This window comes from Paenibacillus apis (assembly GCF_018333295.1).
GTDB lineage: Bacteria > Bacillota > Bacilli > Paenibacillales > Paenibacillaceae > Fontibacillus > Fontibacillus antibioticophila.
Genome location: NZ_BORS01000003.1, coordinates 118,772 through 145,605 on the forward strand (window position 1 = coordinate 118,772; position 26,834 = coordinate 145,605).

Annotated in this window: 21 protein-coding genes; 4 read left to right on the forward strand and 17 right to left on the reverse strand. The window is 51.2% G+C overall.

Annotated features, from left to right (window positions below):
* Positions 1-126: 126 nt before the first annotated feature.
* The 6 genes from KI362_RS05155 to KI362_RS05180 all read right to left on the reverse strand — a co-directional run bounded on the left by KI362_RS05155 (position 127) and on the right by KI362_RS05180 (position 7,510).
* Positions 127-1,014: an aldo/keto reductase gene (locus tag KI362_RS05155; RefSeq protein WP_301625399.1), complete on the reverse strand. Its 888-nt coding sequence runs from the start codon at positions 1,012-1,014 to the stop codon at positions 127-129.
* Between the two features lie 31 nt (positions 1,015-1,045).
* A complete protein-coding gene (locus tag KI362_RS05160) occupies positions 1,046-2,440 on the reverse strand; it encodes an aldehyde dehydrogenase (RefSeq protein WP_301625401.1) in 1,395 nt (464 codons plus the stop codon).
* A 370-nt stretch (positions 2,441-2,810) separates the two neighbouring features.
* The gene (gene pyk / locus KI362_RS05165; RefSeq protein WP_301625403.1) at positions 2,811-4,229 is read right to left on the reverse strand and encodes a pyruvate kinase; all 1,419 of its coding nucleotides are present in this window, start codon (positions 4,227-4,229) and stop codon (positions 2,811-2,813) included.
* Between the two features lie 102 nt (positions 4,230-4,331).
* Complete coding sequence (locus KI362_RS05170) at positions 4,332-5,459, reverse strand: threonine aldolase family protein (RefSeq protein ID WP_301625405.1); 1,128 nt, start codon at positions 5,457-5,459, stop codon at positions 4,332-4,334.
* 198 nt (positions 5,460-5,657) lie between these two features.
* Positions 5,658-5,783, reverse strand: a complete 126-nt coding sequence (locus KI362_RS05175) for a hypothetical protein (RefSeq protein WP_301625407.1) — start codon at positions 5,781-5,783, stop codon at positions 5,658-5,660.
* 2 nt (positions 5,784-5,785) lie between these two features.
* Positions 5,786-7,510: a methyl-accepting chemotaxis protein gene (locus KI362_RS05180; RefSeq protein ID WP_301625408.1), complete on the reverse strand. Its 1,725-nt coding sequence runs from the start codon at positions 7,508-7,510 to the stop codon at positions 5,786-5,788.
* Between the two features lie 251 nt (positions 7,511-7,761).
* On the opposite strand from KI362_RS05180, the gene udk reads away from it, so the two are divergent.
* A complete protein-coding gene (udk, locus tag KI362_RS05185) occupies positions 7,762-8,397 on the forward strand; it encodes a uridine kinase (RefSeq protein ID WP_044480505.1) in 636 nt (211 codons plus the stop codon).
* Positions 8,398-8,412: 15 nt separating this feature from the next.
* Here udk and KI362_RS05190 read toward each other — a convergent pair whose 3' ends face one another.
* From KI362_RS05190 to KI362_RS05205, 4 genes are all read right to left on the reverse strand, one after another.
* Positions 8,413-9,378, reverse strand: a complete 966-nt coding sequence (locus KI362_RS05190) for a GGDEF domain-containing protein (RefSeq protein WP_301625410.1) — start codon at positions 9,376-9,378, stop codon at positions 8,413-8,415.
* A 183-nt stretch (positions 9,379-9,561) separates the two neighbouring features.
* Positions 9,562-10,566, reverse strand: a complete 1,005-nt coding sequence (locus tag KI362_RS05195) for an HD-GYP domain-containing protein (protein WP_301625412.1) — start codon at positions 10,564-10,566, stop codon at positions 9,562-9,564.
* A gap of 147 nt (positions 10,567-10,713) precedes the next feature.
* Entirely contained in the window at positions 10,714-11,346 is a 633-nt protein-coding gene (locus KI362_RS05200) for a polysaccharide deacetylase family protein (RefSeq protein WP_301625414.1), read from the reverse strand.
* Between the two features lie 10 nt (positions 11,347-11,356).
* Positions 11,357-12,745 (reverse strand): MATE family efflux transporter, encoded by a 1,389-nt coding sequence (locus KI362_RS05205; protein WP_301625416.1) that lies wholly within the window; start codon positions 12,743-12,745, stop codon positions 11,357-11,359.
* Between the two features lie 251 nt (positions 12,746-12,996).
* Here KI362_RS05205 and KI362_RS05210 point away from each other — a divergent pair, with 251 nt between their 5' ends.
* On the forward strand, positions 12,997-13,905 hold the full coding sequence (locus KI362_RS05210; protein WP_301625417.1) for an EamA family transporter: 909 nt from the start codon (positions 12,997-12,999) through the stop codon (positions 13,903-13,905).
* A 316-nt stretch (positions 13,906-14,221) separates the two neighbouring features.
* Here the strand turns inward: KI362_RS05210 and KI362_RS05215 are convergent, their stop codons facing one another.
* The 3 genes from KI362_RS05215 to hemH form a co-directional block, all read right to left on the reverse strand.
* Positions 14,222-14,434, reverse strand: a complete 213-nt coding sequence (locus KI362_RS05215) for a DUF378 domain-containing protein (protein WP_044480508.1) — start codon at positions 14,432-14,434, stop codon at positions 14,222-14,224.
* 333 nt (positions 14,435-14,767) lie between these two features.
* Positions 14,768-17,548: a glycoside hydrolase family 3 protein gene (locus tag KI362_RS05220; protein ID WP_301625419.1), complete on the reverse strand. Its 2,781-nt coding sequence runs from the start codon at positions 17,546-17,548 to the stop codon at positions 14,768-14,770.
* Between the two features lie 110 nt (positions 17,549-17,658).
* Complete coding sequence (gene hemH / locus KI362_RS05225) at positions 17,659-18,693, reverse strand: ferrochelatase (RefSeq protein ID WP_301625783.1); 1,035 nt, start codon at positions 18,691-18,693, stop codon at positions 17,659-17,661.
* Between the two features lie 281 nt (positions 18,694-18,974).
* Here hemH and KI362_RS05230 point away from each other — a divergent pair, with 281 nt between their 5' ends.
* A complete protein-coding gene (locus tag KI362_RS05230) occupies positions 18,975-20,693 on the forward strand; it encodes an ABC transporter ATP-binding protein (protein ID WP_301625785.1) in 1,719 nt (572 codons plus the stop codon).
* On the forward strand, positions 20,683-22,512 hold the full coding sequence (locus KI362_RS05235; protein ID WP_301625421.1) for an ABC transporter ATP-binding protein: 1,830 nt from the start codon (positions 20,683-20,685) through the stop codon (positions 22,510-22,512). The genes KI362_RS05230 and KI362_RS05235 overlap by 11 nt, the downstream gene beginning before the upstream one ends.
* Positions 22,513-22,662: 150 nt before the next feature.
* On the opposite strand, the gene KI362_RS05240 is transcribed toward KI362_RS05235, so the two are convergent.
* The 4 genes from KI362_RS05240 to KI362_RS05255 all read right to left on the reverse strand — a co-directional run bounded on the left by KI362_RS05240 (position 22,663) and on the right by KI362_RS05255 (position 26,706).
* Positions 22,663-23,511, reverse strand: a complete 849-nt coding sequence (locus KI362_RS05240; protein ID WP_301625423.1) for an aldo/keto reductase — start codon at positions 23,509-23,511, stop codon at positions 22,663-22,665.
* 161 nt (positions 23,512-23,672) lie between these two features.
* Positions 23,673-24,968 (reverse strand): glycoside hydrolase family 125 protein, encoded by a 1,296-nt coding sequence (locus tag KI362_RS05245; RefSeq protein ID WP_301625425.1) that lies wholly within the window; start codon positions 24,966-24,968, stop codon positions 23,673-23,675.
* Positions 24,969-25,006: 38 nt separating this feature from the next.
* A complete protein-coding gene (locus KI362_RS05250) occupies positions 25,007-25,852 on the reverse strand; it encodes a carbohydrate ABC transporter permease (RefSeq protein ID WP_158297345.1) in 846 nt (281 codons plus the stop codon).
* The gene (locus KI362_RS05255) at positions 25,852-26,706 is read right to left on the reverse strand and encodes a carbohydrate ABC transporter permease (protein WP_158297346.1); all 855 of its coding nucleotides are present in this window, start codon (positions 26,704-26,706) and stop codon (positions 25,852-25,854) included. Before KI362_RS05255 ends, KI362_RS05250 begins: the two co-directional genes overlap by 1 nt.
* Between the last annotated feature and the right edge of the window lie 128 nt (positions 26,707-26,834).

The following is a 26,834-nucleotide window of genomic DNA, read 5'->3' on the forward strand; positions in this document are numbered from 1 at the left end:
AGGCGAAGCGATCAGGGCATAAGTGTGAAGGGTGATCGCAGCAACCCTTCACACGTTGCCCCATCTAACTCGCCCTCTTACGTTTAACTATTTTCCGAGTCGCCCCGCTTAACTCCCCCTCTAATATTAAAGCTGAACCGCAGCTGCATTGGCCTCGACTTGAGCCGGATTCTTGCAGCCCGGAATGACAGCGGTGACCGCCGGGTGACGAAGACACCAGGCCAAGGCCCACTGAGCCATGTCTACGCCTTCCGGAACCTCGGTCTGAGCGATGCGTTCCACCTCTTCCAGCTTGCGGCGAGTTGCCTCAGGGTCATGCCGGTGGCGGACATCCGTGCTATCGAATACAGCGCCCGGCTTATATTTGCCGCTTAGATAACCGCTTGCCAGCGGAACCCGTGCGAATACGCCCAGATCCTGGCGTTCACAGGACGGAAATACCCGCTGCTCAGGAACGCGATCCAATCGATTATAGACAACCTGGATGACCTCGGAGCCGACCTTGGTCGAAGCATCCGTCTGGTGAAGGTTATCATTGTTCCCGATGGAAGTGCCCAAATGGCGAATTTTCCCGGCCTGCTTCTGCTTGTCCAGTACCGTCCACAGTTCATCATTATCAAATACCGCATCCGGACCGGAGTGGAATTGATAGATATCAATATAGTCCGTACGCAGTGCTTTAAGAGACTTGTCCAGTTGCTCCAATACTTCCTTCGCTCCAAATACATCGGTTCTGGTAAAGCGTTCATGGAAATGATGTCCGAACTTCGTAGCTACGATCCAGTCCTCCCGTTTGCGCCGGGACAGATAATCTCCAATCAGCGATTCCGAGAGATGGTCTCCATAGCATTCTGCCGTATCAATCAGATTGATTCCAAGCTCCTTGCCCTTATCCAGAATGGAATCCACATCCTTCTGATCGAACTGGATTCCCCATTCTCCTCCAAACTGCCAGGTTCCGATGCCAACCACGGACACCTCCAGCTCTGTCTTGCCAAGTCTACGATATTTCATTTGAACTCCTCCTGTTCATCTGGGATTAAGACTATTTCAGAAAACGTCTGACAAGCTGCAGCTTCTTCGGAGTATAAGGCGGATACATCATGTCCGGATTAAAGCTTGTTGACTTGTGCAGCACACCCTTCCGGTGAGAAAACGCCTCAAAGCTGTAATGGCCGTGATACGAGCCCATCCCCGAGTTTCCAACCCCGCCAAAGGGCAAATAGGGGGTCGCCAGGTGCATCAACACATCATTCACGCATCCCCCGCCAAAGGATACCCGGCCTAACACTTCGTGCTCTGCATACTTGCTTTTGGTGAAAAGATATAATGCCAGCGGCTTGGGACGACAATTGATCATCTGTATCGCCTGATCCAGACTATTCATCTCCAGTATAGGCAGAATAGGCCCGAAAATCTCCTCCTGCATGACCGGATCCTCCCATGTAACTCCGTCCATGATGGTAGGAGCAAGATATCGCTCTTCTCTGTTGCCGGTTCCTCCCGCGACCACCTTCTCGGCATCCAGCAGTCCGTGAAGCCTGTCCCAGTGCCGTTCATTTACGATTCGTCCGAGATCCGGACTCTTCTGGGGAATCTCCCCATAGAAGGCGGTGATCTGTTGCTTCAGCTTCTCAATCAAGGCTTGTTTAATAGCTCGATGGGCCAAAACATAATCCGGCGCCACACAGGTCTGCCCCATATTGACGAACTTTCCCCAAATGATCCGCTTGGCTGCAAGCTCCAAGTCAGCATCTGCATCGACAATGCATGGACTCTTTCCGCCCAGCTCCAGAACTACAGGCACCAAATGCTCTGCCGCGGCCTTCATGACCACCTTGCCAATCTGCGGACTGCCGGTAAAGAAGATCATATCGAACGGAGCGTGAATTAGCTCTGAGGTCGTCTCTTTCCCGCCTTCGATCACTTGAATCATATCCGGGCTGAAATGAGCAGAGATCATCTTCGCAATGACGGCAGAGACATGCGGGGTATATTCCGACGGCTTGAGCACCGCACAATTCCCAGCAGCAAGCGCTCCGACCAACGGATCAAGCATCAGCATGAACGGGTAGTTGAACGGTCCGATAATCAGCACCGAGCCATAGGGCTCACGGTAAACAGCGCTTTTCGAGCCGAAGTGAACCAGCGGTGTCTTGACGCGCTGTGGTCTCATCCAGCGTCTCAAATGCTTGAGAGTATAGCTGATCGTATCATATAAATATCCGATTTCCGTCATGTAGCCCTCAAATTCGGATTTGCCTAAATCCTGAAGCAGCGCCTCTCGGATCGCCGATTCATGACTTTTCACAGCCTCTTTAAGCTTTTGAAGCTGCGTTCTGCGGAACTCCAGTGTTCTAGTGCCGCCGGCGGCAATGAAAGCTTGCTGCGAAGCAATCAATTCTCCCACTGCCTCCCTTGTCCACACAGCCGTCCCCATGCTTTGCTCCTCCTTGGTATAGGATTAGACCCTTCGTTGCTATACAAAACCACCTTCCCTAAGTGTATGCAACCAGCCCCTGCGAAAGCAAGCGATTGAAAGATTAAGCACGCTTTCCGCTTATGTTCAGTTCTTTTTCAGATAGGCCAAGTAATATGGCCCTATGCCTCAAGCGTGTATGCCCTGATGACCGGCAGCGGTCTTCAATGATACGCAAACAGGCCTCCGCGGATATACGCCAGACATGCTTAAATGGCTGTGCGGTATTCCGGGAGACCGGTTTGAATATGAATATGTGCGGCTCTCATCGACTTCATCTTATTGCTGCATTGCTGCTAAACAAGCTGCCGGCAGCTTGCTCTTCGATATATTAAGCCTGCTGGATTTGCAGCAGGTTCGTGGTGCCCGGTTGACCGAGGGGCAGTCCGGCAGACAGAACTACGGTATCGCCCTTATTCACATAACCGCTTTGAACTGCCGTCTCAATGGCCGCGCGGAACATTTCATCCGTAGTCGATACAGACGGTCCCTGAAATGGAAACACACCTGACAGCAGGCATACCTTCGCCAATACGTGAGGATTATGAGTAATAGCCAGGATCGGCGCTTTTGGACGATATTTCGATACCATCCGTGCCGTGAACCCGCTCTGCGTCGATGTCAGAATCGCTTTGGCATCCAGCTCCAGGGAAGCGCTGACCGCACTTTGGCTCACGACCTCGGTAATATTGGCGGTATGCTGGCTTCTTCGAAGGCTGAACCGTTCCCGGTAGTCGATGGCACCTTCCGCTTGCTGCGCTATCCTGGCCATCGTCTGAACCGATTGCACCGGATATTTGCCGGCCGCCGATTCCCCCGACAGCATCACTACATCCGCTCCCTGGATCACCGCATTGAACACATCGCTCACCTCCGCCCGAGTCGGGCGAGGGTTGAGCTGCATTGATTCCAGCATGTGTGTAGCCACGATGACCGGCTTGCCCGCCATGTTGCACTTATCGATCATTTCCTTCTGCATCATCGGCACCTGCTCGACAGGCACTTCTACACCAAGATCGCCGCGGGCCACCATGATGCCGTCCGAGGCTTCAATGATGTCGTCCAAAGCTCGAATTCCTTCCTCGTTCTCTATCTTGGAAATAATCTGGACATGACCAGCCCCGCTGTTCTCCAGAATATTTCGAACCTGCCTGATGTCGTCACCCTTTCTCACAAAAGACACAGCGATCATCTCAATCTCGTTCTCCACACCAAAGGCAATATGTGCGATGTCCCGCTCCGTAACACCTGGCAGCGTCGTTCGTATGCCTGGCAGATTAACTCCCTTGCGCGGCTTCAGCATCCCCCCGCTGACAATAAGACAGCGGATTTCAGTGCTCCCTTCGACTGCAATAACCTTTAACTCAATCAGTCCGTCATCGATCAGAATCCGATCATGCTCCTGGATCACCTGAGGCAGTTCCGGATAATTCACGGATACCCGATGACAATCCCCATCGAGGATTTCCGTCGTCAGCACGATCTCCTCGCCGGCAATTAATTGGCAGGAGGCCTCCTTCAACCTGCCGACCCGTACCTCCGGCCCCTTGATGTCCATCATGATCGGCACAAATGTCCCCAAGTCCTTCGCGGCCTGTCTGACTAGTTGAATCCGCCGAATATGCTCCTCCGGCTCGCCATGTGCCATATTAAGTCTGCCTACCGTCATTCCGCCCCGAACCATATCCTTAATGGTCTCCAGTGATTCGCATGCAGGGCCGAGTGTGCAAATCATTTTTGTACGCAGCATCGTATCAATTCCTTTCCGCTCATCAGTTATGGAACAATACTACACAGTCTGTACTTCTCTACACATTCTATATACCCTGAAGAGGAGGTTTGCCCTGCATGTTTATAATGACGCGGATAAATCAGCCAGCTGACGAAACATTTCATCGATCCGCTCGGCTGGCACATGAGCTGCCTGATCTCCAACACTAAACTCGAAAGAGCAGGACTTGCCCCCTTCAGCTTCCCGCAGATTGCCCGTCAGCCCCACGCCACTCTTCTCGTACACCAAACAGAGCAACTGCTCCATCTTCTCCTTCGGCGCTGCAAAGTGGATATGGAACATATTTGATACCGGAACCGAGGGACGTACGGACACCTTTGGACAAGCCTCAAAACGGGCTGCCAGTTCAACGGCCCCCCGGTAATACTGCTCCATCTTGCCAATCCGTTCCTCAAAATAATATTTACTGCTCAAAATATAAGGGTACAGACTGATCAAATCTCCGCCATGGCGCCGTTTCCACACCTTGGATTCCTCAGTAAACTGTGATTCGCCTGCCAGAATCGCCCCGGCCAACCCGCCGATTGTCTTGTAGAAGGAAACATAGACACTATCGAACAGCGCACATACCTCGGCAGCCGTCTTGTTGTAGTAGGGCAGAATTTCGAACAGTCTTGCTCCATCCAAGTGAAGCTTGATTCCCTTGCTGCGGCAATAGGCAGAAATAGCTTCTAATTCGGTATACGCAGGCAATTGCCCGCCGATCTCGCGTTGCGGCAGCTCGAGAAGCAGGCAGGCGACCGGTTCGGCCAATGACTTCACATCCTCCAGCTTGATCAGTCGTCCGCTGTCCGCCAACAGAATGGGCTTAATGCCATGCAGCTCCTTGAGACCATCCTCCTCGTGAATCTCCAGGTGGCACAGAGGATGGTAGGCAACCCGCTTATTGTCCGCCCGGTCACACCAAATCCGCAGGGCAATCTGTTGGGCCATAGTCCCGCTTGGAAAAAACACCGCACTCTCCTTGCCCAAATACTCCGCCATTTCCCGCTGAAATTGTTCAATAGTCTCGCCTTTACCGTACATATCGCTGTCCATATCACCGGAAATCCCCTCGAATGCACGCTTTAAAACCTCGACCTTCCTTGGACCATGACCGGACAAGCGGTATTGCGCCGTATTAAAAGCATCGGCCAGGCTTTGTTGTATTGAAGTTACACGTTCCTCTTGATCTTTAGGCTCGTTCATCGTTAAATAAGCTCCTTCCCGTCTCGGGCATTGTTCCATTCTGACTCCAGTATAAAGAAGACGGGCATCGGTTCCAAGGGAGATCATGATTTAGAGCAGTACCTGCCCATACAAAAAATCCGGGCCTGATAGCAGCGTGCTGCCCAAGGCCCGGTCGATAGACAATACTCACTTATGCTTATGCAATTTGAGTGCGTCCTATTTTGTTAGCAGGTTATACAAAATTTGTGCAGTCTCGGCATAATCGGCGATGTTCGCTGCATCGCTATAACCCTCCAGCGTTCCCGCTGTTGCTCCGGCAGGGAGGCGATCCAGCACGCCCAAGTCTACGCTTTAAAACGCTCCGTCAACTGTTCAAGCTGCTTCCCTTTCTCCTGAAGCTCGGTCAGGGAGGACCAGGTTGCCTCTCCGGCCTGGTCCTGCTCTGCCACAGCGCTGGTCATCTGCTCTGCCGAGGAGAAAGCTCTGCCGGACAGCCGCGAAATCTCCTCAACGGAAGCAGCCACCTCCTCCGCTGCAGCGGCGATTTCTTCAGCGACAGCAGTAAATTCCTGCGCTTCTCCTGCCACCACATTCACTTCCTGCTGAATAAGCTGGAAGGCTTCCCCTGCGGCCTGAGCCACGCTTCTGCCCGCTTCAACCTCAATATACTCCTGTCTTGCAGCCTCTACTGCACGCTCCACGCCTTGAATCGTCTCATTAATCAGCTCTGCAATTCGCAGGGTGGAGTTGCCGGACTGGTTCGCCAGCTTACGGATCTGGTCTGCGACAACGGCAAAGCCTCTGCCATGCTCGCCCGCACGAGCGGCTTCGATGGAGGCATTCAATGCCAGAAGATTGGTCTGAGCTGAAATGTCCTGGATCGCCTCGATGATCTCGCTCATTTCCTCCGATTTTTCGGCTACTGCATCAATATCTTCGACTACCCGTTTTGTTGCGTTGTGGATTTTATCCATCTGCTTAACGGTATGCTTGACTGCGATAGAGCCCTGCTCCGCCATGCTGGCCGCCTTGGCGGAGCTCTCGGCGACAAGCGCTGAAGATGCCGCTACCCGCTGTACGCCCGAGCCAACCTCATCCATGGCTCTTGAGGTATCCTCCGCGGCCTTACGCTGAATATCCGCACCCTCAGAGACCTCAACCGAAAGACTGTAAATGCTCTCGCCAAGCTTGCGGGATTTACCGACATTATTGAATAGAACCTGGGCGGAATCTCCGATCATTCCCGAGCTGTCTTTAATGCCAAGGATCATGGAGCTCAGGTCCTCGGACATCCGGTTGAAGGACTGCCCCAGATCCGCAATCTCGCCTTTGCCCAGAACTTCAGTCTTGACGCCCAGTTCACCCGTCTGCACCTTGTGCATATCACGCTTCATACGGATCAATGGATTAACCAGCGAGCGAGCCATTAAGAGCGTAAGGATTAATGCAACTGCCAGAATGCCGACCGAGATCCATATGATCCGGCTGCGCGTGTTGTGAAGCAAAGCATACGCCTCCGAAGCATTGTAATCGGCGCTCATGACACCGAGAATTTCTCCGTTAGCGTCGAGAATCGGTACGTAGGAGGTCATTGTCTCTCCATATTCCTCCGAGGACGTCATCTCTCCCAACTGCGGCTGCTTGCTGTCATAGACCGCCTCCAAGGACGGGTAGGACTCTGTCTCTGCTTCCCCAAAGCCCGATACTTCCTCATCCGGCGCGTCTAATGCCGCTCCGTCAACAACATAGTAATATTCGTAGGATCCGCCCGTATCCCGACGATGCATAATGTACAGATAATCCAGTCCATTAGCCTCTCTGACCGCGCTCATTTGTTCGCGAAGCGTACGATAATAGACCGCAGATTCGCCTTCATCAGCAATCGTCTTGTATTGCTCCGTTTCCACCATAGCTGCCGCATGCTCAGCAACCTTTAACGCTTGCGTGCCAATCGAGTTCAAGAGCAATTTCTCGGAGGAATTGTATACGGTATACGTAAGCACGGCTCCGGAAATAAGCAGCAGTGAAGCAAAAAAGACAATCAGTTTCCACTTCAGACTATGCAGCAAGCGAACGACCCCCATTTTATATGTAGTAATTGGATTTATAGGACAATATTACTACACAGCATGTGAATTTTCTATGGATTTTGACATGGATTTCAAGCAAATTTCTGAGATTTCCTCAGGGAATGGCCCGGTGAACGTTCATTCGACATGAATGCCTTAGACTTGATCAATGGGGGTGAAAAATGTCGCTCACTATGCTACAATACGAAAATGTTCAACGGGAAAATACCTAGGGGGTTATTCGAATCACCATGCTAATTATCGGTATCGCCGGCGGCACCGGCTCTGGAAAAACGACAGTGGCCCGCTCCGTGATCGAGCAGCTAGGGCCGGATAAGGTTACATTCATCTCACAAGATAACTATTACAAGGATCAGTCGCATTTGACGATGGATCAGCGGGTTCTAACGAACTATGACCATCCCTTTGCTTTTGACAATGAATTGCTGATCGAGCATTTGTTGATGCTGAGGAACAGGCAAACTGCGGCGGCACCGGTATATGACTTCACCAACCATACCCGTTCCACTACGGAGAACATCGTGCTGAAGCCAAACCGGATCGCAATTGTCGAAGGATTATTCGTCCTTTATGATGAGAAGCTGCGGAATATGCTCAATATTAAAGTGTTCGTCGATACCGATTCCGATGTCCGGCTCCTTCGCCGCGTGCTGCGGGACATGGAGGAAAGAGGACGCTCTATCCATTCCATTCATCAGCAATACCTGGCCACCGTCAAGCCTATGCATGAAGCTTTTATTGAGCCTTCCAAAAAATATGCGGACCTCATCATCCCCGAAGGAGGACATAATGAGGTAGGTATTCAATTACTCTCGATCTTAACGGAGAAATATTTGTCAGGCAGCGGAAACTGGCCGGAAATCTAGCCTGCAGTTATACAGCTACACGGAAGGACTGGATGACTTTCTGGCATGTTGCTTCGCCACCATCTGGTTCTTGCCGTGTTTTTTTGCATAATACAGACAAGCATCCGCTTCCTCGAACAAGGCAGAGCTGGACTTGCCTCTCACATGCTCCGCCACGCCAATGCTGACCGAAATTCGGCTCCCTTTCATCTCTTCATGCGCTATAGAATAAATAAGCTCCCGGGTCCGCTCCATTTCCTGACAGGCTTCGAACAAGGTCTTGCCGGGAAAAATGACGACGAATTCCTCACCGCCATATCTTGCAATGATCTCATTCTGGGACAATGAATCCTTTAGCGCCTGGGCTACCCGGCTCAACACTGCGTCTCCCACAGCATGACCGTACGTATCATTCACACTCTTGAAGTTATCAATGTCCATGATCGCCAGCTGCAAGGGCATGACGTTATTGTTGCTTTGCTCGATCAACTGCTCCAAATATTCATGCAGCGTCTTATGGTTGTATAAATCGGTCAGCGCATCAATCTTGGCCAGCCGGTCCATGACCGCATTCTTCACCACCAAATCCTGCTCCGAGGTCATCATGCGCATGAAATCAGCAATCATTTGTTTGCCTTGCCCAATAATCTGCAGCGCAATATACAGAATGCCGATCATTATAGCGAAAAAGATGCAAAGATCATAAGGGGTCATGATCGTTCTGAACTCGGAATAGCCGTAATAAATGAGGAAGAAGGTTAACAAGTTCGCTGCAAATGCCAAGTAAAGCAGTCTTTTCCTGAAAAAAAACAGAGAGATCAGGATCGGAAGCACCAGAATATATTCCAGATGCAAGCCCTGATTGCCAATCATTAAGGCGGCCGCGATCAGCGTCCCGCTAAGCACGACCCATTCCGGCTTCTCCAAGGAACGATAATACAAGAGCTCATTCGTCCCGATAATTGCTAGCTGGACCAGTGTGGGCACAATAATTCTCTCCATGAGATACCCCAAGTCTAACCGTTCAATTCTTCCTTCTGCCCACAATAGAGCCCCAAGCCATTCTGCCAAGAGAGAAAGAAACAATATAATCCAATATGTAGTTATGACTTTTCTATATATTTTCCTGCTGTCCGCCAGAAGCGGGACTTTTGCTATCATCTCATTTCTCCCTGCAGCCCGATATTAAGCGGGTATAAAAATACTTTTAATATGTATGTCCGTTCTTCGGCTCAAGTCGATGAATTCTTCTCCGACCTTCACGAGCGGAGCCAACGGCTGATGCGGATTCAAGCTAATGACTTCACCGTGATGTCCGTCTGTCAGCAGCACCGTCTCGCCGATCAGCTTCTCCATTACTTTATCCAGGAACAAAGTGACAACCATCGGGTCTAGCAGGCCAAAGCTGTCGTCTCTCATCTGATCTGCAATCTCATAAAATGCTCTTGGCTCATGGTAGGAGCGCCGGGAGGACATGGCATGGAAAATGTCAGCTACCGCAATGATTTTGCTGAACAGCTCAATGTCATGCTCTTTTGCTCCAAACGGATAGCCCCGGCCATCATTGCGTTCATGGTGCTGAAGCGCGGCGAGCGGAATGCGAGGATCCAAGTGGGGGACCTGGCACAGCAAATCATAGCCGAACTGGGCATGCCGCTTGACCTGCTCGTACTCCTCTTTCGTCAGTTTACCCGGCTTGTTAAGGATATCACCCGATATGTACACCTTGCCTACATCATGCAGCGTTCCAGCCAGAGACAGGATCTCCAGTTCCTCATCCGGCAGCTCCATCCATCTGCCAATAAGCGTCGACAGGATGCCGACTCCGATATTATGCTGATAGGTATACTCATCGACAGCCTTCACGGATTCGAAGAGCTGGAACAGATTGGAGTGCTGCGAGACCTGCAGGATGAGAGGGATTACCTCTCCCTTGATATCCTCCACAGGCACCTTGCCTGTCAGCCCAATGGACTCGAATAATTCTTTGGATCGCAGCACGGCCTGATCCACAAAATTAATGACCGGTCTTGGCCCGGAATCCAAAAGCTCCAGGCTATACAGATCAACCTGATGATTCCCCAACAGCCCGATCAATTCCTCATCCAGCATACTTCCCGCAGAGACTAATGTCACACCGAAATCACTGACTATATCATCCCTAACCTTTTTTCCGACAAATTTCATCATGGAAGTTCCCCCATTAGTGTAGGAAAATAGTCTCACACCCTTACGTCATTGTACAACAACTTGCAAAAAAACGCGCTATACCAAAATAGATTGTCGAATAAAAAAAGCCGCTGGCATAGGCATCTACACCAACGGCTTATCATTTTTTTAGTGAGAAGATGAGATTAACTCGCTGACCGTAATGAGCTCATATCCATCAGCGATCAGCTCAGGTACTAGAATAGAAACTGCCTTGACCGTCTGGGAACGGTCATCAAAGCCATCATGAAAGATCAAGATGCTCCCAGGCTTGACTTCACTTCTTGTCTTCTCCAGAATATGTTCCACACCCGGCATCTCCCAGTCGTTCGCCTCCGAATTCAGCGCGCCTATCATGTAATATTTCATATCCTCCGATACGCTGCCGACCATCTCGTTCTGGTCGAAATAGGGCGGACGAAAAACCTTGGGCCTCACGCCTGTCAACTGTTCAATCAGCACCTCGGTTTGAACAAGCTCTTCCTTCGCCTCCCGCTTCTGAAGTCCTGTCAATGAAGGATGGGTGAAGGAATGGTTGCCGATCTCATGACCCTCTGCATGGACCGCCCGAACCACCTCGGGATGCCGCTCCATTTGACTGCCGATCATGAAGAACGTTGCCTTTCCCTGAGCCTTTCGAAAGATCTCCATCACCTCGGGCGTATATACAGGATTCGGTCCATCATCAAAGGTGATAGCGACGGCCTTTCTTCTTGTAGGAACCTGATGGATCAGTGTATTATACGGCAACATGTTGAACATCCCTTCCGTTCTAGATCAACTTATGCTGATACCATTTGGTTCCGCGGTAACGCCACATGAAGATGGCTCCGCGGACACCCCATTCGCAGTTCATAGCCAGCCAGACGCCTAATATGCCGAAGTTGAAGGTAATCCCCAGCAGATAACCAAGCACGACCCGGAACAACCACATGGTCAGCATGGAAGTGATCGAAGTGAACTTGGAATCGCCAGCCGCGCGAAGCGCCGAAGGGGCAATAAAGCTGATCGGCCAAAGGAACATCTGAACAATAGTATTGATCAGCAGGATGATGAAGATATCATGGACAATTTCTGTTGGCGGATCAAAAATACCGACAAGCGGATAAAAGAACGGCATAATCAAAATACCGATCAAGAACAAAGTGATGGAGCCAATCACCAGAAATGACCTGATGAATTTTCGGGCATCCGCCACATTGCCTCTCCCGATACATTGACCTACGACCGTAACAATCGTCAAGGACAGCGCACCCGCAGGAATTTGCAGCACCGCTGCCAGCGAGCCGGCTATGGCATTGGTGGCTATCGCATACGTTCCCAGGCTGACAATGAACACCTGGGTCAGCAGCTTACCGCCATTAAAGAACATTTGCTCGGCGGCGAATGGCACACCGATAAACATAATCTTGCGCAGCATGGACAACGGAAGGGTGAACAGATCGCGGATGCCCAGATGCAGCGCCGCATCCAGCTTGAATATATAATACAGCGCACATATTGCTCCGGCATAGCGGGCAATATTGACGGATAATGTCATCCCGAATACACCCATATCAAGTACATTGATAAACAATATGTTGAGCAAGACATACAAAAGATTCGTGATCAGCGATAATGCCAAGGAAGCTCTCGACTTGCCTATGCCTCGCAATGCACCGCACACAGCCTGCACAATGGCAATCCCCATGTATGACACACCGCTCCCGATCAGATACGTTCGCGCACTATGGAGCACGTCCGCATCCGCCCCTCCGAAGAGCAGACTGAGAATCGGGGTGTGAAACACGACCAGAAACATACCGATCACCAGAGCCGTGAGCGAGACTGCCGTAACACTGCCGGCGGCAGACTTAGACACCATCAGTTGATTCCCGCTGCCTTTATATTGGGCTACTACTACGGTTCCCCCCGTCGCAATAGCCACAAAGACATTGATCAGGAACATATTGATCGAATCCACCATGTTCACCGCACTGACAGCCGCCACACCCGAGGAGCTGATCATCGCCGTGTTTACCAGGTTCAAGCCGACAATGAAGGCCTGGTCAATCAGGATCGGCAGGAACAAAGCAATGACCTGGCGGTAGTCCATCGTCTCGCCCGACAGATGCTTTTCGAGAAAATTACTGTATTTAGGGCTTAGTCTGAGCTGTTTCATAGAATCACATTCTTTTCTTATAAGATAATATAAATTGAAAAAACCCTTCCTGCGAAGAGCTTTCACGAAATATATATCGGTTTCTATCAACTTCAAAATGCTGGTAGAGGTCAGTTCGACGATACCACTCCAAATGCCTAATGTCAATGAATCCGGATACATTCCGGCGCCTTCCTCTTGACATTTTTACTCCGGCATATATAATGATACAGTTTTCACAAAGTAGACTGAATTCAGGAGGGTGCATCGTTATGTGGTTTCTATTTGCGCTGCTTACCGCCTTCGCTTGGGGCGCGGCGGATTTATTTTATAAGAAAGGAAGTGATCCGGGGGACCGGTACAGTCATATCAAGATCGTTATTATGGTCGGTCTGGTGATGGGGATTCATGCTATCTCCTACATGCTCATTCAGGGAATCGCTTTTGATCCCCTCGATATGCTTCGGTATTTGCCGGTGTCAGCGCTCTACATTCTATCCATGACCCTTGGCTATATCGGGTTGCGGTACATGGAGCTGTCCATTGCTTCTCCCGTACAGAACTCCTCCGGTGCAGTGACAACGATCCTGCTCTTTATTTTCTTTACCCATGTTCTAAGCGGCATCCAGGTAACGGGAATCATCCTTATTACGGGCGGTGTGGTGGCTATTGCAGTATTGGAGAAAAGACAGGAGCTTCGCATGCTCCGGGCGGATTCCGCCGTTCTGGACAAGAAATATCAAATCGGAGTCATGGCGATCCTGTTCCCGATTCTCTACTGTATCATTGACGGGCTGGGCACCTTCGCCGACGGGATCTATCTCGATGAGCTCAGTCTGATCAGCGAGGATGCGGCGCTGCTTGCCTATGAATTCACCTTTTTCCTCTGTGCGGTCATCGCCTTCATTTATTTAAAATGGATCAAGAAGCAGTCCTTCCATCTGTTCCGTGAGCGTGTAAAAGGGTATGCTGCCATCTTCGAGACAATCGGCCAGTTCTTCTATGTCTTTGCTATGGCCAATAACGCAATTATAGCGGCGCCACTGATCGCTTCGTACAGCATCTTCTCCGTTATCCTGTCCCGACTCTTCTTGAAGGAGCGGCTCAGCAAGCTTCAGTACAGCGTCATTGTTGTCGTCATGATCGGTATCGCACTGCTCGGCATCGCCGATGAATTGTAAGTTGAACTCATGATCATACATTGGAGGCAACGTGTAAAGTGTTCTTACGATCGCTGTTGTTCGCGGATTTCTTTGATTGAACTAAGCCATCATTAAGTAGAAATCCGCTCTCAAAGGCGAGCGCTAACGAGCTTATGCTCTCGAAGTAGCTTTCTTTCAGAAAGCTTTTACTGCAGAACACTTTACACTTATGCCTATTCTATGTAGCCGCTTTAGTTCAACTTATATATTCATCTAAATAAAATGAAAGAACGACCATTCAGGATATCCCGAGAGGCCGTTCTTTCATTCATACCCGATATTAAGATCTTAAGCCTTAGCGGGCTCGCTCCTCTTCGTTCACGTCGCCGTAGAACTTGAGCGAATAAAGCGCGCATAGTCCGACGATGACGTAGACAATTCGGGATAGCATGGCGCTCTGTCCGCCAAAGATGGCTGCTACCAGATCATACTGAAACAGCCCAACCAGAAGCCAGTTCAGCCCTCCCACAATTAAAAGCGTAAGCGCGATATTGTTCATTGTTCTCATGTCTGCCCACTCCTCGCAATGGTGTTCATTAAGAAAATGCCCAGGAGTGGACAGAATTATTCAAACCTTCAAATGATTGTCATTAACGTTTCTTCCTCTGCCGTGAGAACACCCAGAGAGCGGCTAATACCATGGCCATTGTCCCCAGACTGCTTGCCGAATCCTGATTCATTCCAAACAGCATGCATATGGATGTAACAGCAAAATTTGTCAAGACTGCAATCGCAATCAACATCAATGGGCGTGTAAAATTGTATCCCCTCATGCTCCCCTACTCTCCTGACTCAATAATGTCCTTTGATAAGTAACATTATATCAGTTCCCGGGCCTCTTTTAAAATGTACGTTTGAACTCAATCCAATCTAACTGAATACCTGGCTTGGTATGATCAAATGTCATCTCGTATCCGCCGGCTTCCAGCTCTACCTTCACCAGCTTCTGCTTGATCCATCGGCCATCCGTGCCGTTCGTCTGAATCGTCGTAACCACCTGGTTATTCAGAATCAGGTTGCATGCACTTTGCGCCAGGTTATTGTCCGGGGACATGATATTGACAATGATCCGGTATTGCCCGGCCTCCGCCACCTGGAACAAGGTCGGCTCCTTCGCCGCTGGATGGAGCCGTCCCTCTTCGGAAAGCTCCTGTGCAGCAGCAAGGTGCTTAGCGGCAACCGCGTTAACCTTCTCTTCAATAATCTGCTCTCTTGAGAATACCGGGGCATGCATCAAGAAGTTGCAAATGGTCATAGCGCTTCGTTGCAATTCCCCGACGGTTAAAGTGCCATTTTCCAGCGATTCCAAGGTATTGTCATCCAGCGAGTTAATCTCCGCGCCGTAGTTGTTCACAACCATGTACAGATCGTTCTGAGCCCGAACCATCCAGTTCGTGTATTTATTGCTTGGAGCGCCGCCGAAGGCGACATCATTCATGAGGGCCCACCAGTCCGTCATCACAATTCCTGTGTAGCCCCACTCTCCGCGCAGGATCGTCGTATTCAGGTCATAGTTCGATGCTGCCCAATGACCGTTGATCGGATTGTAGGAGGTCATAATCGAATTGGCTCCCGCCTCCTTCACCGCTATCTCGAAGCCCTTGAGATAGATCTCGCGCAGTGCTCGCTCGGAGACGACCGCATTGACTTTTGTCCGGTACTTCTCCTGGTTGTTGCACGCGAAATGCTTCAATGTAGCATTGGAGCCGCCCTGCTTGATTCCGCGCGTACATGCAGCGGCGAATTCTCCCGTAACCAAAGGATCCTCCGAGAAATATTCGAAGTTCCGGCCGTTCAGCGGGCTGCGGCGAATATTAAGTCCCGGTCCGAGCAGCGCGTCAATCTCATTTCTCAGCAGTTCCTGGCCTTCCATAACGTACAGCTCTTCTACAAGCTCGACATTCCAGGTAGCCGCAAGCAGGGTTCCGATCGCAACCTGGGTTGCCTTCAGGCCGCTGTCCATCCGAATGCCGGACGGTCCGTCAGCGGTGCATCCTACAGGAATGCCATAGCTCAGCAGCGAATCGCTTACACCGCCGAATGCCGAAGCTGTTCCCGGCGTAACCAGCGGACTGCTCATGCCCTCGCCGCGAACAATCGCCGCCAGATCCTGGTTGCTGAGCTGTGCAATGAAGGTCTCCATGCTTACCTTGCCTTCATGAACATCCTTTAGCTTATAGCCTTGATCTCCTGTCTGCTCCAGACTCTTCGAAAGATTGCGCTCGATACGCTCCTCCATCGAGACGGTTCTAACCGGAACCGCAGAATAATCCGCCTCATAGGTTCCATCCGGTCTCCGCGCGCCCGGCTTCAATCGGGAGAAGCCCTCTACCGGAGCCATTGCCTCTTGAAGCTGCTGGACAACCTGAAGCGAGTTGACCGAATATCCGCCCTGACCGTCAATGGCCGCCGCAACCGTATTTTTCACGCTCGTCCCTACATGCATAACATAAGTCCCCGCTTCAAGCACATAAGCCGAACGGTATCCCGTCATGCCGGCATCATCATAAGAGGCCATACGACGAGCCGGGAAGCTCAATGTTAATCGCTGGGATTCTCCCGGCTGCAGGACACGTGTCTTGGCGAACGCCGCAAGAGCTCTTGCAGGCTGGCCCAGCTTGCCCTGAGGGGCTTCATAATAGAGCTGGACGACCTCTTTACCTGCATAGACATTCCCTGTATTCGTAACCGTCACATCAACCTCGATGACATCTCCATCCGATTTGTTGATGGTTCTTCCTTCTTCTGCTTGATAAGCAAATGTCGTGTAAGATAGCCCAAAGCCAAATTCATACTGCACCTTCTCCGGACAGAATGTCTCAAAATATCGATACCCGACATAAATATCCTCTTCATAGATGCTCTTCAGCTCATCGCCGTAATTTTTGGTGGACGGATAGTCCTCGATCCGGTAAGCGATGGTATCGGTCAGCTTGCCGCTAGGCGACACTTCGCCTGTAAGCACGTCAGCAATTGCATTGCCTCCCTCCATGCCCCCTTGCCATGCATAAATCACACTGGCAATCGGATAAGTATAGCGGCTATCGTCCAGCCAGCCCATATCAATAATATTGGACACATTGAGCACTACAATGGTCTGGTCAAAATGATGCGTTACCTTGTACAGCATATCCTTCTCATCATCTGTCAGCAGATAGCTCCCCGGTGCATTGGCATTATCCTGATCCTCGCCTGCGGTGCGGCCGATAACGACAACAGCCTTCGAGGATTTGCTTCTTGCCGAGGCCACCAGCTCATCACTCAGCGGCATTTCCTTCTGATGCCACGGTTCAGCGGCCCAACCCCCGCCCCCGTTGTCAAAGGGATTCTGCTCAATCCATTGTTCATATACGCCCGCCAAATCCTCATTCAACCGAATTCCGCTCTTGCCGCGCAGTCCATTCAACAGATTTGTCGTATGCGTTACATTCACGCTTCCGCCGGAACCGGTTCCGCTGCGGTAATAATTGATCTGGGTTCTTCCGAATACCGATACGGTATCCTGCGGAAGTAAAGGAAGGGCTTGCAAATCATTTTTTAACAACACCGCCCCTTCTGCGGCAACAGTTCTGCTGAACTCGGCGAAACCTTCTAGCGGGACTCCCAATTTCTTTGTTGTCAAAGTATTCTCTCCTTAATACGTTGTTTATAAAAACGTTTTTATTCTCTTTACTCTATAAGTTACCTTATCTTTTTGAAAAATACCATTGTTTTCGTAAACATATACAATCATTAGGGGCGAGGTACTGTCTGCCACCCCCCAGCGTTGCGCTCTACCAATTCCGTCAGGAAGCCCAGCCATTCCGGCTGATCATTCAGGCAAGGGGCATACTGAAAACGCTCAGCCTGTCCGCCAGAAGCTTGAAAATGCTCACGGCCTTCAATATTCAGCTCATGCAAGGTCTCCAGACAATCGGTGACAAGGCCTGGCGAGAAGACCATAGGATTGGAAATCCCGCGGTCATGCAAGCCCTTGAGAGTCTCTTCGGTAGAGGGACCTACCCATTCCTCCGGACCAAATCGGGATTGGAAGGATATCTGCCATTTTCCGTCTTCCCATCCCATGGCTTCGGCTAATAGCCGCCCTGTCTCCATGCACTGCTGAGGATAAGGGTCACCTGTATCGGCATACCGCTTGGGAATGCCATGAAAGGTAAGCACCGTATAATCCGGACGGCTCTCTTGCCCTTGACGGTGCAAAATTCGCTGCAAATGAGCCTTCATAGCGTCAATATATCCCGGATCGTCGTAATAAGGCTCGACAAAGCGCAGCGCGGGAATAAAGCGCTTGGCTGCTTTCCCGCCAAAGCTCTTGCGTCCCAGTGCCGCAAAGCAGGTCTGGTCATACACCGACGCCGTCGTTGTTGAGGAGTATTGCGGGAACATCGGCACGATCAGAATACGGCTGATTCCTGATTTCTCCAATGACTCTATAGCCTTCTCAATACTGTGATCACTATATGCAAGGCCTAATTCGACCTGATAGTCCGATCCCAGCTTGTCCTGCAACGCGGTTTGCTGCCGGAGCGAATAGACCCATAAAGGCGAGCCTTCTTCAGTCCAGATTTGGCGGTACAGGCTTGCTGATTTCTTGGGGCGTGTACGCAAAATAATTCCTCTTAGCACGGGCTGCCACAGTAAAGGATGCGTGTCTACGATCCTCCGATCGGAGAGAAACCGCCGCAAATACGGACGCACCGAGCGGGCTTCGGGAGCCGAGGGTGTTCCGATTTGAGCCAGGATCACACCGATCCGAGCGTGCTTCATCAACATTTCCATCCTCCATTCACTGCTTCACATCAGATGTATGGGCTATAGTATTGACTATATTATAATTCTTGGCTATCAATCTTCTCTCTTTTTCTTGCACAAATTTGAGGCATTTTCCCTGAATAGTAACGTGATAGACCGCAGCCTGCCTTTTCCTCCCATGGTATACTTATACATGACCGATGTTGGCCGAAGCAAAAAGTCATCTTTTGATCACGATGCACTATATAAGGAGAGGACAGGTGTCTGTGCGTGGAAAAACATTACTGTTGAATCACATGAAGGCCCATTTCTTGTTCTATCTGGCTGCGGTGTTATCTCTGATTGCCGCAAATGTTACGTTTGCCTACTTCCCGAAGGTGTTGGGTGATTTCACCGACCATCTGCAAAGCGGGGAGCTGACCCGACCCGATGTTGGGTATTATGCGATACTTCTGGTCGCGATCGCGATTGTATACGGACTATGCTTCGGCATTGGACAGTATATCAATCACCGCTTGGGGCGAATCTTCGAGTTCCGGGCAAGACAAGAGCTCTTCCATCATTTTACTCAATTAAGCGAGTCTTACTACTCCCGAAACGGAATTGGCAAGCTGCTCAGCTATGTCATGAACGACGTGACCGGCGTGCGGGAGTCGATTGCCAACGGGCTGAATCAGATGACCAATGCATCCGTGCTGATCATCTCCGTCATTGTCATGATGGCTGCGAGTGATATTCCGGCACTGCTCATTCTGGTCTGTGTGCTGCCGCTGCTCGCGATCCCCTTTCTGGTCATCGGCTTCGGACCGAAAATCCGCGACCGTTCCCGCCGGGTTCAGGAGGCATTGGCTTCGATGACAGAATCAGCTGAGGAACAATTTGAAGGCGTAAAAGTGACCAAGAGCTTCGCTGCGGAAAATATAGCTCGCGACCGCTTCGGGGCTTCTGTGGATCACATCCTGCAGCGTCAGCTCTCCCTGGTTAAGATCACCTCCATGTTCCAGGCGATTCTTCCCTTTACAGGGGCTGTCTCGATGGCTGTTGCAATCGCTTACGGCGGACTTCTGGTCACCCGCGGGCAGTTGTCGCTGGGTCTCTTCGTGGCCTTAACCTTGTACCTTCGCATGATTATGAATCCGCTGCGACTCATCGGGAACGTCATTAATACCATGCAGCGCTCCCGGGCATCCCTGGACAGATTAAATCGACTGCTCGCGGTAGAGCCGGAAATTAAGGAGGGTAATGATACTCTCCCGCCGTCCGAGCAGCACCTTGGCATCGATATACACCATTTGACCTTCGCCTATCCTGATGCCGGGGAAGCGAGTCTGGATGATATCAGCTTCTCGATCAAGCCCGGCGAGACCCTGGGAATTGTGGGACGCACCGGGAGCGGCAAGACGACCCTGGTTAAGCTGTTGCTGCGTCTATATGATGCACCTCGCGGAACCATCTATATCGGAGGCCGGGATATTCGGGATCTGTCTCTCAGCAGTCTGCGCACGCAGATTGCGTATGTTCCCCAGGATGGCTTCCTGTTCAGCACCACCATCCGCGATAATATCGCTTTTTTCAACCGGGACGCAGAGCTGCATGAGGTCGAGGAGGCTTCAAGGCTGGCGGAGCTGCACGAAAGTATCGCCGGGTTCTCCGATCAATTCGATACGAAGCTTGGCGAACGGGGGCTTACCCTCTCCGGCGGGCAGCGCCAGAGAACCAGTCTGGCCCGGGGGCTTATCAAATCGGCGCCGATCCTGCTGCTGGACGACAGCGTGAGCGCCGTGGATGCCGTAACGGAGACAAAGATTCTGGCTAATCTACGGAAGTCCAGACAAGGAAAGACAACGATTATTATTGCCCATCGGATCAGTGCCGTTAAGCACGCCGATCATATCCTTGTGCTGGAGGACGGCAAGCTGTCCGAGCAGGGAACTCACAAGGAACTGCTTCGCCTCCAGGGTCTGTATGCTTCCCTGCATAAGATTCAGGAAGGAGAGGGTAACCATGCCGGCTGAACCCAAGCAGCGCGAGGATAACAAGCACACCGTCTCTCCGGAGGAACGCCGTCAAGCCTTCAAGGCCTTATTTTCATATGCCAAGCCTCACCGCAAATCCTTTCTAGGGGTTTTCATCTGTGCATTCCTAGCCATTTCGGCGGACCTGCTCCAGCCGTTCCTGATCAAATACGCGATTGATGAAAAGGTGCTCTTCGGTGCGTACGGGTCTAAAATTCTGATCGGGCTGGCGGTGGGATATCTGCTTCTCGAAGCGCTTAGCGGTGTGTTCTCCTATGTTCAAGCGAACCTGCTGCAGCGCGTTGGCCAGAGCATTGTGGCTCTCCTGCGGAAAGACCTGTTCAAGCATATCACCGGACAGTCCATGTCCTTCTTCGACCGGAACTCCATGGGAGGGCTTGTCACGAATGAGTCCAGTGATACTGAGACGATCAATCAGTTCTTCACCCAGGTTCTGTTCAGTCTCGTCCGGGACGGACTCTCCCTCATTCTTGTTATCGTCTTTATGTTTGCGCTGGATGTGCGGCTTGCCCTGTATTGCCTGATCCTGTTCCCGATCATTACGGGTATCGCGGTGGCTTTCCGGAAGCATCTGCGATCCTGCTACCAGCAGGCCCGCACGCTGCTCTCCCGGCTCATTGCCTTTACCGCGGAGAATTTATCCGGTATGAGCCTGATTCAGTCCTTCCATCAGGAGCAAGAGCAGGAAGACCGTTTTACGAGCCGGAACACCTCCTACTTGAAGGCGAATCTCCGGGAGGTCCGGGCATCGGTGCTCTTTAACCGCTCCTTTGATGTCCTCGGCAATCTGGCCGTTGCATTTGTCGTCTGGCTCGGCGGGTTTGCCGTGCTCGACCAACAAATCGAATTCGGCGTACTGTATGCATTCACCAGTTATATTCGTCAGTTCTTTCAACCGATCAACCAGATTACTCAACAGTGGAATACCCTTCAATCCACCACAGTGTCCATGGATCGGCTGTGGCGCATCTTCTCTGCCCAACCGGAGGTTAAGGAGCCTTCACCGGAAGAGAAGAAGACGCTTGCTCCTGCCGCTGTACGCGGCCGGGTAGACTTCAAGCAGGTTCGATTCTCCTATGTAGACGGGCAGGAGGTGCTTCATGGTCTGAATCTGCATATCCAAGAGGGGGAATTCATCGGCATTGTCGGCACCACAGGGGCCGGGAAAAGCTCTCTCGTGAACCTGTTAGCCCGTTTCTATGATGTTGATCGCGGAAGCGTGGAGATCGACGGCACCGATATTCGGCAGCTGCCTCAGCACGATCTGCACCGAATCGTGGGATTGGTCCAGCAGGAGCCTTACCTGTTCTCTGGTACGATCGTGGACAATGTCCGTCTCTTCCAGGAGCATATTACCCGCGAGGAGGTTATCAAGGCCTGCCGCCAGGTCGGCGCGCATCCGATGATCAAGCGGCTGGGACGCGGCTATGATACGAAGCTGTCCAATCGCGGAAGCGGGCTTTCCGCCGGAGAACGCCAGTTGATCTCCTTCGCCCGGATCCTGGTTTTCCGTCCGAAAATCCTCATTTTGGATGAGGCAACCGCCAATCTCGATTCTCAGACGGAGCAACTGATCCAGCATGCGTTAAGCGTCGTAGCTGCCGGCAGAACCACCCTGGTTATTGCCCACCGGCTGTCTACTGTACAGCATGCGGACCGGATTATCGTCATCGATAGCGGACGGATTGTGGAAGCAGGCTCTCATGAGCAATTGCTTCAACAGGATGGGTATTACGCCGAGCTGACTCGCCATTCGCGGTTGGATCACGACACTCCGAGCGCGCGCGTCCAAGGCTAAGCGCGCGTGCCTTCATACAAAAGGGGCGGACCGGAAGCTCGTGAACACTAGCTTCCGGTCTGCCCCGTTTTCATGTTTGTCGCATCCAGCTATGATCCTTCGGGTTGTGGAACACGACATCTTGTTATAGAACAACATCTTGTTACATCATCAAAACTCCTCATACTCAGCCGGGTCTTGCCCCCACAAGCGTCCGCTTCCGTCTCCATCGCCGAAGCTGCGGATCACGTTCATTTCCGCTTCTGACAGTTCAAAATCAAACAGCTCCAGATTTTCCTTCTGATGCTGCAGGGAGCCTGCCTTCGGAATCGGAATCGACCCGAGCTGAGTATGCCAGCGGAGAATCACCTGGCTTGGCGTCTTCCCATGGGCTGCCGCGATCCGAGCGATCCGGTCATCCTGCAGCATATGGTGACCGCGGCCAAGCGGACTCCAGGATTCCGGGATGATGCCGTATTCCGTATCCTTCTGACGTTGATCAGCCTGGTCAAAATAAGGATGCAGTTCGATCTGATTCAGGCTGGGCGCAACCCCTGTCTCCCGCACCAGCCGTGCATTATACTCAGGCAAGAAGTTGCTGACGCCGATGGAGCGGATATATCCCCGCTTTCTCGCTTCGATCATAGCCTGCCATGCTTCAACATAAAGGTCCTGCTTCGGGTTCGGCCAATGAATCAGATACAGGTCATAATAATCCAGCCCGGCACGATACAGCGATTCTTCAATCGTGACAAGCGCCTCTTGATAAGCATGACGGCGTCCCGGCAGCTTGGAGCAGATCAGCAGCTTCTCACGAGGAACGGAGCTTCGCTTCACGGCCTCACCGACAGCTCCTTCATTCTCGTAATTAAACGCGGTATCGATCAGCCGATAGCCCAGATCAATTGCTCCTGCAATTGCCTTTACACCGTCGGCGCCCTTCAAGGAATAAGTGCCAAGGCCAATGGCGGGCACCTTCAAGCCATCGTTCAATGTAATTTCCGGAACATGTTGATTCATCTTTTTCAGCCTCCTTTTCTATGAATAGGTTACCCCTTCATTAATGGAATAGCAAAAGTTCGAGTAGATTCCCTGGCCGAACTGCAACAAACCCAGCACCGAATCGATACTGGGTCATCTTCACAAAATTTATGTTCATTTTAGGGTAAGTCTCTGAGCTGCTATTTAGACTTCTTTCCGTGTTCCACATCAGGCTCCAGCCACTGCAAAATGAATTGTCCCACCAGGCTGTTGGCCCAACCGAACCATTCGCGTGTGAACTGGTCGGGATGATCCGGATGGAAGCTCTCGTGCATGAGACCTGTTCCGGCAGTGGTGGCCAGCAGTTGGTCCAGCAAGTCGAGCTGCTCCTGCTTGTCGGTGGAGGTCAGGCCTTGCATAATGAGTCCAATATGCCAAACGTAACCCTCCGGCGTATGCGGGCTACCTACCCCTGCGGCATGACGTCCCTTGTAGTAGTACGGATTGTCCACGCTAAGTACAAATTGCCGCGTACGTAGGTATTTAGGGTCGTCATAGCTGCAATAGCCGAGATAAGGCATGGACAGCAGGCTTGGTACGTTGGCATCATCCATCAAATTATAATTGCCGTAGCCATCGGTTTCATAGGCATAGATCGTGCCATGGCGCGGGTGCTCCACCGTTCCGTACGTTTCGATCCCGAAGCTGATCTCCGCTTCCAGCTTGCGCGCGCGTTCAGCCAGCTTGGCATCGGCATAGTAGGACTCGGCGAAGCTGGCCAAATGACGCAGAATGACCACCGCGAACATGTTGGCAGGAATCAGGTAGCCGAACTTGCAGGCATCGTCGCTGGGACGGAATCCCGACCACACCATGCCTGTCACATTCGTTCTTGTGCCTCGGCCTGCCAAAGGCAGTGTATCCGATGGCAAGGTAATATCATCGCGCTCAAAGCTGTAAGAAGAGCGCTCATCGTGGTTTTGCTCGGTCTGCATCGTCCGCACGATAACATTCAGCATCGCATGAACTTCCTCGGTGAACACGCTGGTATCGCCAGTAGCTTCAATATAATCCTGAAGCAGTTGCACCGGGTAACAGAGCGAATCCAGCTCGAATTTGCGTTCCCAGATCCATGTCCCCATCTCGGTACGGTCCTGCTGGTGTCCATGCCCATTGCCCTCCCGGTTGAAGGCATTAGCGTAAGGGTCCAGCAGCAGGCAGCGGGCCTGACGCCAGATCAAGCCCCGAATCATCTCCGCCAGTTCTTGGTCCTCGTGAGCCAAGCGGATATAAGGTCTTACCTGGGCCGATGAATCCCTCAGCCACATGGCCGGGATATCGCCGGTAATGACGAAGGTTGTTCCATCCTCCATCCGTTCTACGGTTGTATCCAGTGTGTTGCTATAGCCATTTTTGAATAACTCGGCCAATTCCGGTTTAATTTGCTGCAGGTCAGCTACTGTTTTCTCCACCTGGCGCGAAATAGCGTTGAACATCCGTGTTTCTCTCCTTTAATCTTTTCTCTATGTGCTTGTTACCCCTTCACGGCACCCGCGGCGATGCCCTTAACAATATGCTTCTGCATCAGGATATAGAAAATAACAATCGGGATGGTCGATATCACAAATCCGGCCATAATCAAGTTCCATTGCTGATTATAGCTGCCATAAAAGTATTGCTGGGATAGCGGAATGGTCATTGGCTTGTGATTACCGTAGACGAGGAATGCCACCAAAAATTCACCCCAGGCCCATAGCGCATTCAATACAGCTGCGGTCGCGGTAATTGGCTTCATCAGCGGAAATACAACTCGGAAGAACATCTGAATGCGACTGCATCCGTCGATGGCGGCAGCTTCCTCTATCTCCTTGGACATGGTTGCGGCATAGCTCCGATACAGGAAGATCGGTACGGGCATGCCAAGGGCAATGTAGATCAGGACTAACCCAACGGGAGAGCCAGTGAGAGAGAGTTGACGGGCAATAACGATCAGGGCCACCATGTAGACCTGGAAGGGCACAAACAAGGTGGTCATGAAGATAAGCATGATGGCGCTGGAGAACTTGCTCTTCCAACGGGCCAGTGCGTATCCCGCCAACGCCGAGACTAGAACGGTAAGCGTTGTGGTCGCGACGACTACGATAACACTGAACCATAGAGAGGAAAGAAAGTCATTGTTGGTAAAGATCGTCACGTAATTATCTAAATTAAACTTCTCCGGCAATCCGATGGTGGACACCATAATCTCCGGCTTGGTCTTGAATGAATTCAGGATTACAATCACGATAGGAGCGAAGAATAGGATCGCGAGAAGCCATACAATCGTGTACAATCCTGCTTGACGCCATCCTTTTTTCTTACTTTCACCGGCAGTTTTCATCATAATTTCTCCTCCCGGGATTTCATCAGTCTGGTCAGAATTAAAGTAATACCGGCAATCAGAAGGAAGAAGATCGTCGATTGCGCTGTTGCAAGCCCGGTTTGGTTGGCACTAAAGGCCGTATTGTATATTTTCAGCACCATAGTCATCGAAGAGCCCGCCGGACCACCGGAGGTCATGGTGAACGGCAATTCGAAGATTTTAATATGAGCTGCGGTTGACAGAATCAAACACATCACAATGATCGGCGAGATGAGCGGCAGCTTAATTTTGAACAAAATGTCCTTGGTACGAGCTCCGTCGATTTTAGCAGCTTCCATCAGATCATCGGATATGCCTTGCAGCGCTGCCAGATAAATGATCATGTAATAACCGGCTACGTTCCATACCGCCGTAACGGCCAGCGCATAAATAACAATATCAGGATTGCCCAGAATCGAGGCCTGCCAGGAGGCGGGCAAATGCAGTGCTTCAAACAGGTCTGGCAAAGCATTGCTATATACGAAAGACCATACATAACCTACGACCAGCAAGCTCATCACGTTTGGGATGAAGAAGATAGAGCGCAGAAAGCTTTTGGCGCGGATTTTGGTATCCAGCAGCAAAGCCAGGATCAGGGAAATCACGTTTCCGAGTACAACAGCAGTGATCGTAAATTTCAACGTCGCACTAATCGTATCTATAAAGCTTCTATCCTTGAAGGCGGTGATATAATTCTCTAAACCAATAAACTTATAATTCGGTCTCATTCCGTAAGCGTCCGTGAAGGACAAGGAAAGACTTTGCACTACGGGGATGATGAAAAAAACAGTAAACAGCAACAAGGCGGGCAGCAATATGAGAAAGTAAAACATATTTTGGCCTTTAGGCTTCATCAATATCATTCCTTTTGCCACTGGGAGTCATTTGTGCGTGGCTTAAAGCTGAATGCCCCGGGAGAGGAACAGAATGGAGCTCGTCCCCCGGAAGGCATCCGCGCAAA

Excerpts from the sequence above, each read along its gene's own strand:
- KI362_RS05190 (WP_301625410.1), bottom strand. The coding sequence starts at position 9,378 with ATGGAGAGAATTATTGTGCCCACACTGGTCCAGCTAGCAATTATCGGG.
- KI362_RS05170 (WP_301625405.1), bottom strand. The coding sequence starts at position 5,459 with ATGAACGAGCCTAAAGATCAAGAGGAACGTGTAACTTCAATACAACAA.
- KI362_RS05155 (WP_301625399.1), bottom strand. The coding sequence starts at position 1,014 with ATGAAATATCGTAGACTTGGCAAGACAGAGCTGGAGGTGTCCGTGGTT.
- hemH (WP_301625783.1), bottom strand. The coding sequence starts at position 18,693 with ATGAAGCACGCTCGGATCGGTGTGATCCTGGCTCAAATCGGAACACCC.
- KI362_RS05205 (WP_301625416.1), bottom strand. The coding sequence starts at position 12,745 with ATGAAACAGCTCAGACTAAGCCCTAAATACAGTAATTTTCTCGAAAAG.
- KI362_RS05210 (WP_301625417.1), top strand. The coding sequence starts at position 12,997 with ATGTGGTTTCTATTTGCGCTGCTTACCGCCTTCGCTTGGGGCGCGGCG.
- KI362_RS05160 (WP_301625401.1), bottom strand. The coding sequence starts at position 2,440 with ATGGGGACGGCTGTGTGGACAAGGGAGGCAGTGGGAGAATTGATTGCT.
- KI362_RS05245 (WP_301625425.1), bottom strand. The coding sequence starts at position 24,968 with ATGTTCAACGCTATTTCGCGCCAGGTGGAGAAAACAGTAGCTGACCTG.
- KI362_RS05255 (WP_158297346.1), bottom strand. The coding sequence starts at position 26,706 with ATGTTTTACTTTCTCATATTGCTGCCCGCCTTGTTGCTGTTTACTGTT.
- KI362_RS05250 (WP_158297345.1), bottom strand. The coding sequence starts at position 25,852 with ATGAAAACTGCCGGTGAAAGTAAGAAAAAAGGATGGCGTCAAGCAGGA.
- KI362_RS05215 (WP_044480508.1), bottom strand. The coding sequence starts at position 14,434 with ATGAGAACAATGAACAATATCGCGCTTACGCTTTTAATTGTGGGAGGG.
- KI362_RS05195 (WP_301625412.1), bottom strand. The coding sequence starts at position 10,566 with ATGATGAAATTTGTCGGAAAAAAGGTTAGGGATGATATAGTCAGTGAT.
- KI362_RS05200 (WP_301625414.1), bottom strand. The coding sequence starts at position 11,346 with ATGTTCAACATGTTGCCGTATAATACACTGATCCATCAGGTTCCTACA.
- KI362_RS05235 (WP_301625421.1), top strand. The coding sequence starts at position 20,683 with ATGCCGGCTGAACCCAAGCAGCGCGAGGATAACAAGCACACCGTCTCT.
- udk (WP_044480505.1), top strand. The coding sequence starts at position 7,762 with ATGCTAATTATCGGTATCGCCGGCGGCACCGGCTCTGGAAAAACGACA.
- pyk (WP_301625403.1), bottom strand. The coding sequence starts at position 4,229 with ATGCTGCGTACAAAAATGATTTGCACACTCGGCCCTGCATGCGAATCA.
- KI362_RS05240 (WP_301625423.1), bottom strand. The coding sequence starts at position 23,511 with ATGAATCAACATGTTCCGGAAATTACATTGAACGATGGCTTGAAGGTG.
- KI362_RS05230 (WP_301625785.1), top strand. The coding sequence starts at position 18,975 with ATGAAGGCCCATTTCTTGTTCTATCTGGCTGCGGTGTTATCTCTGATT.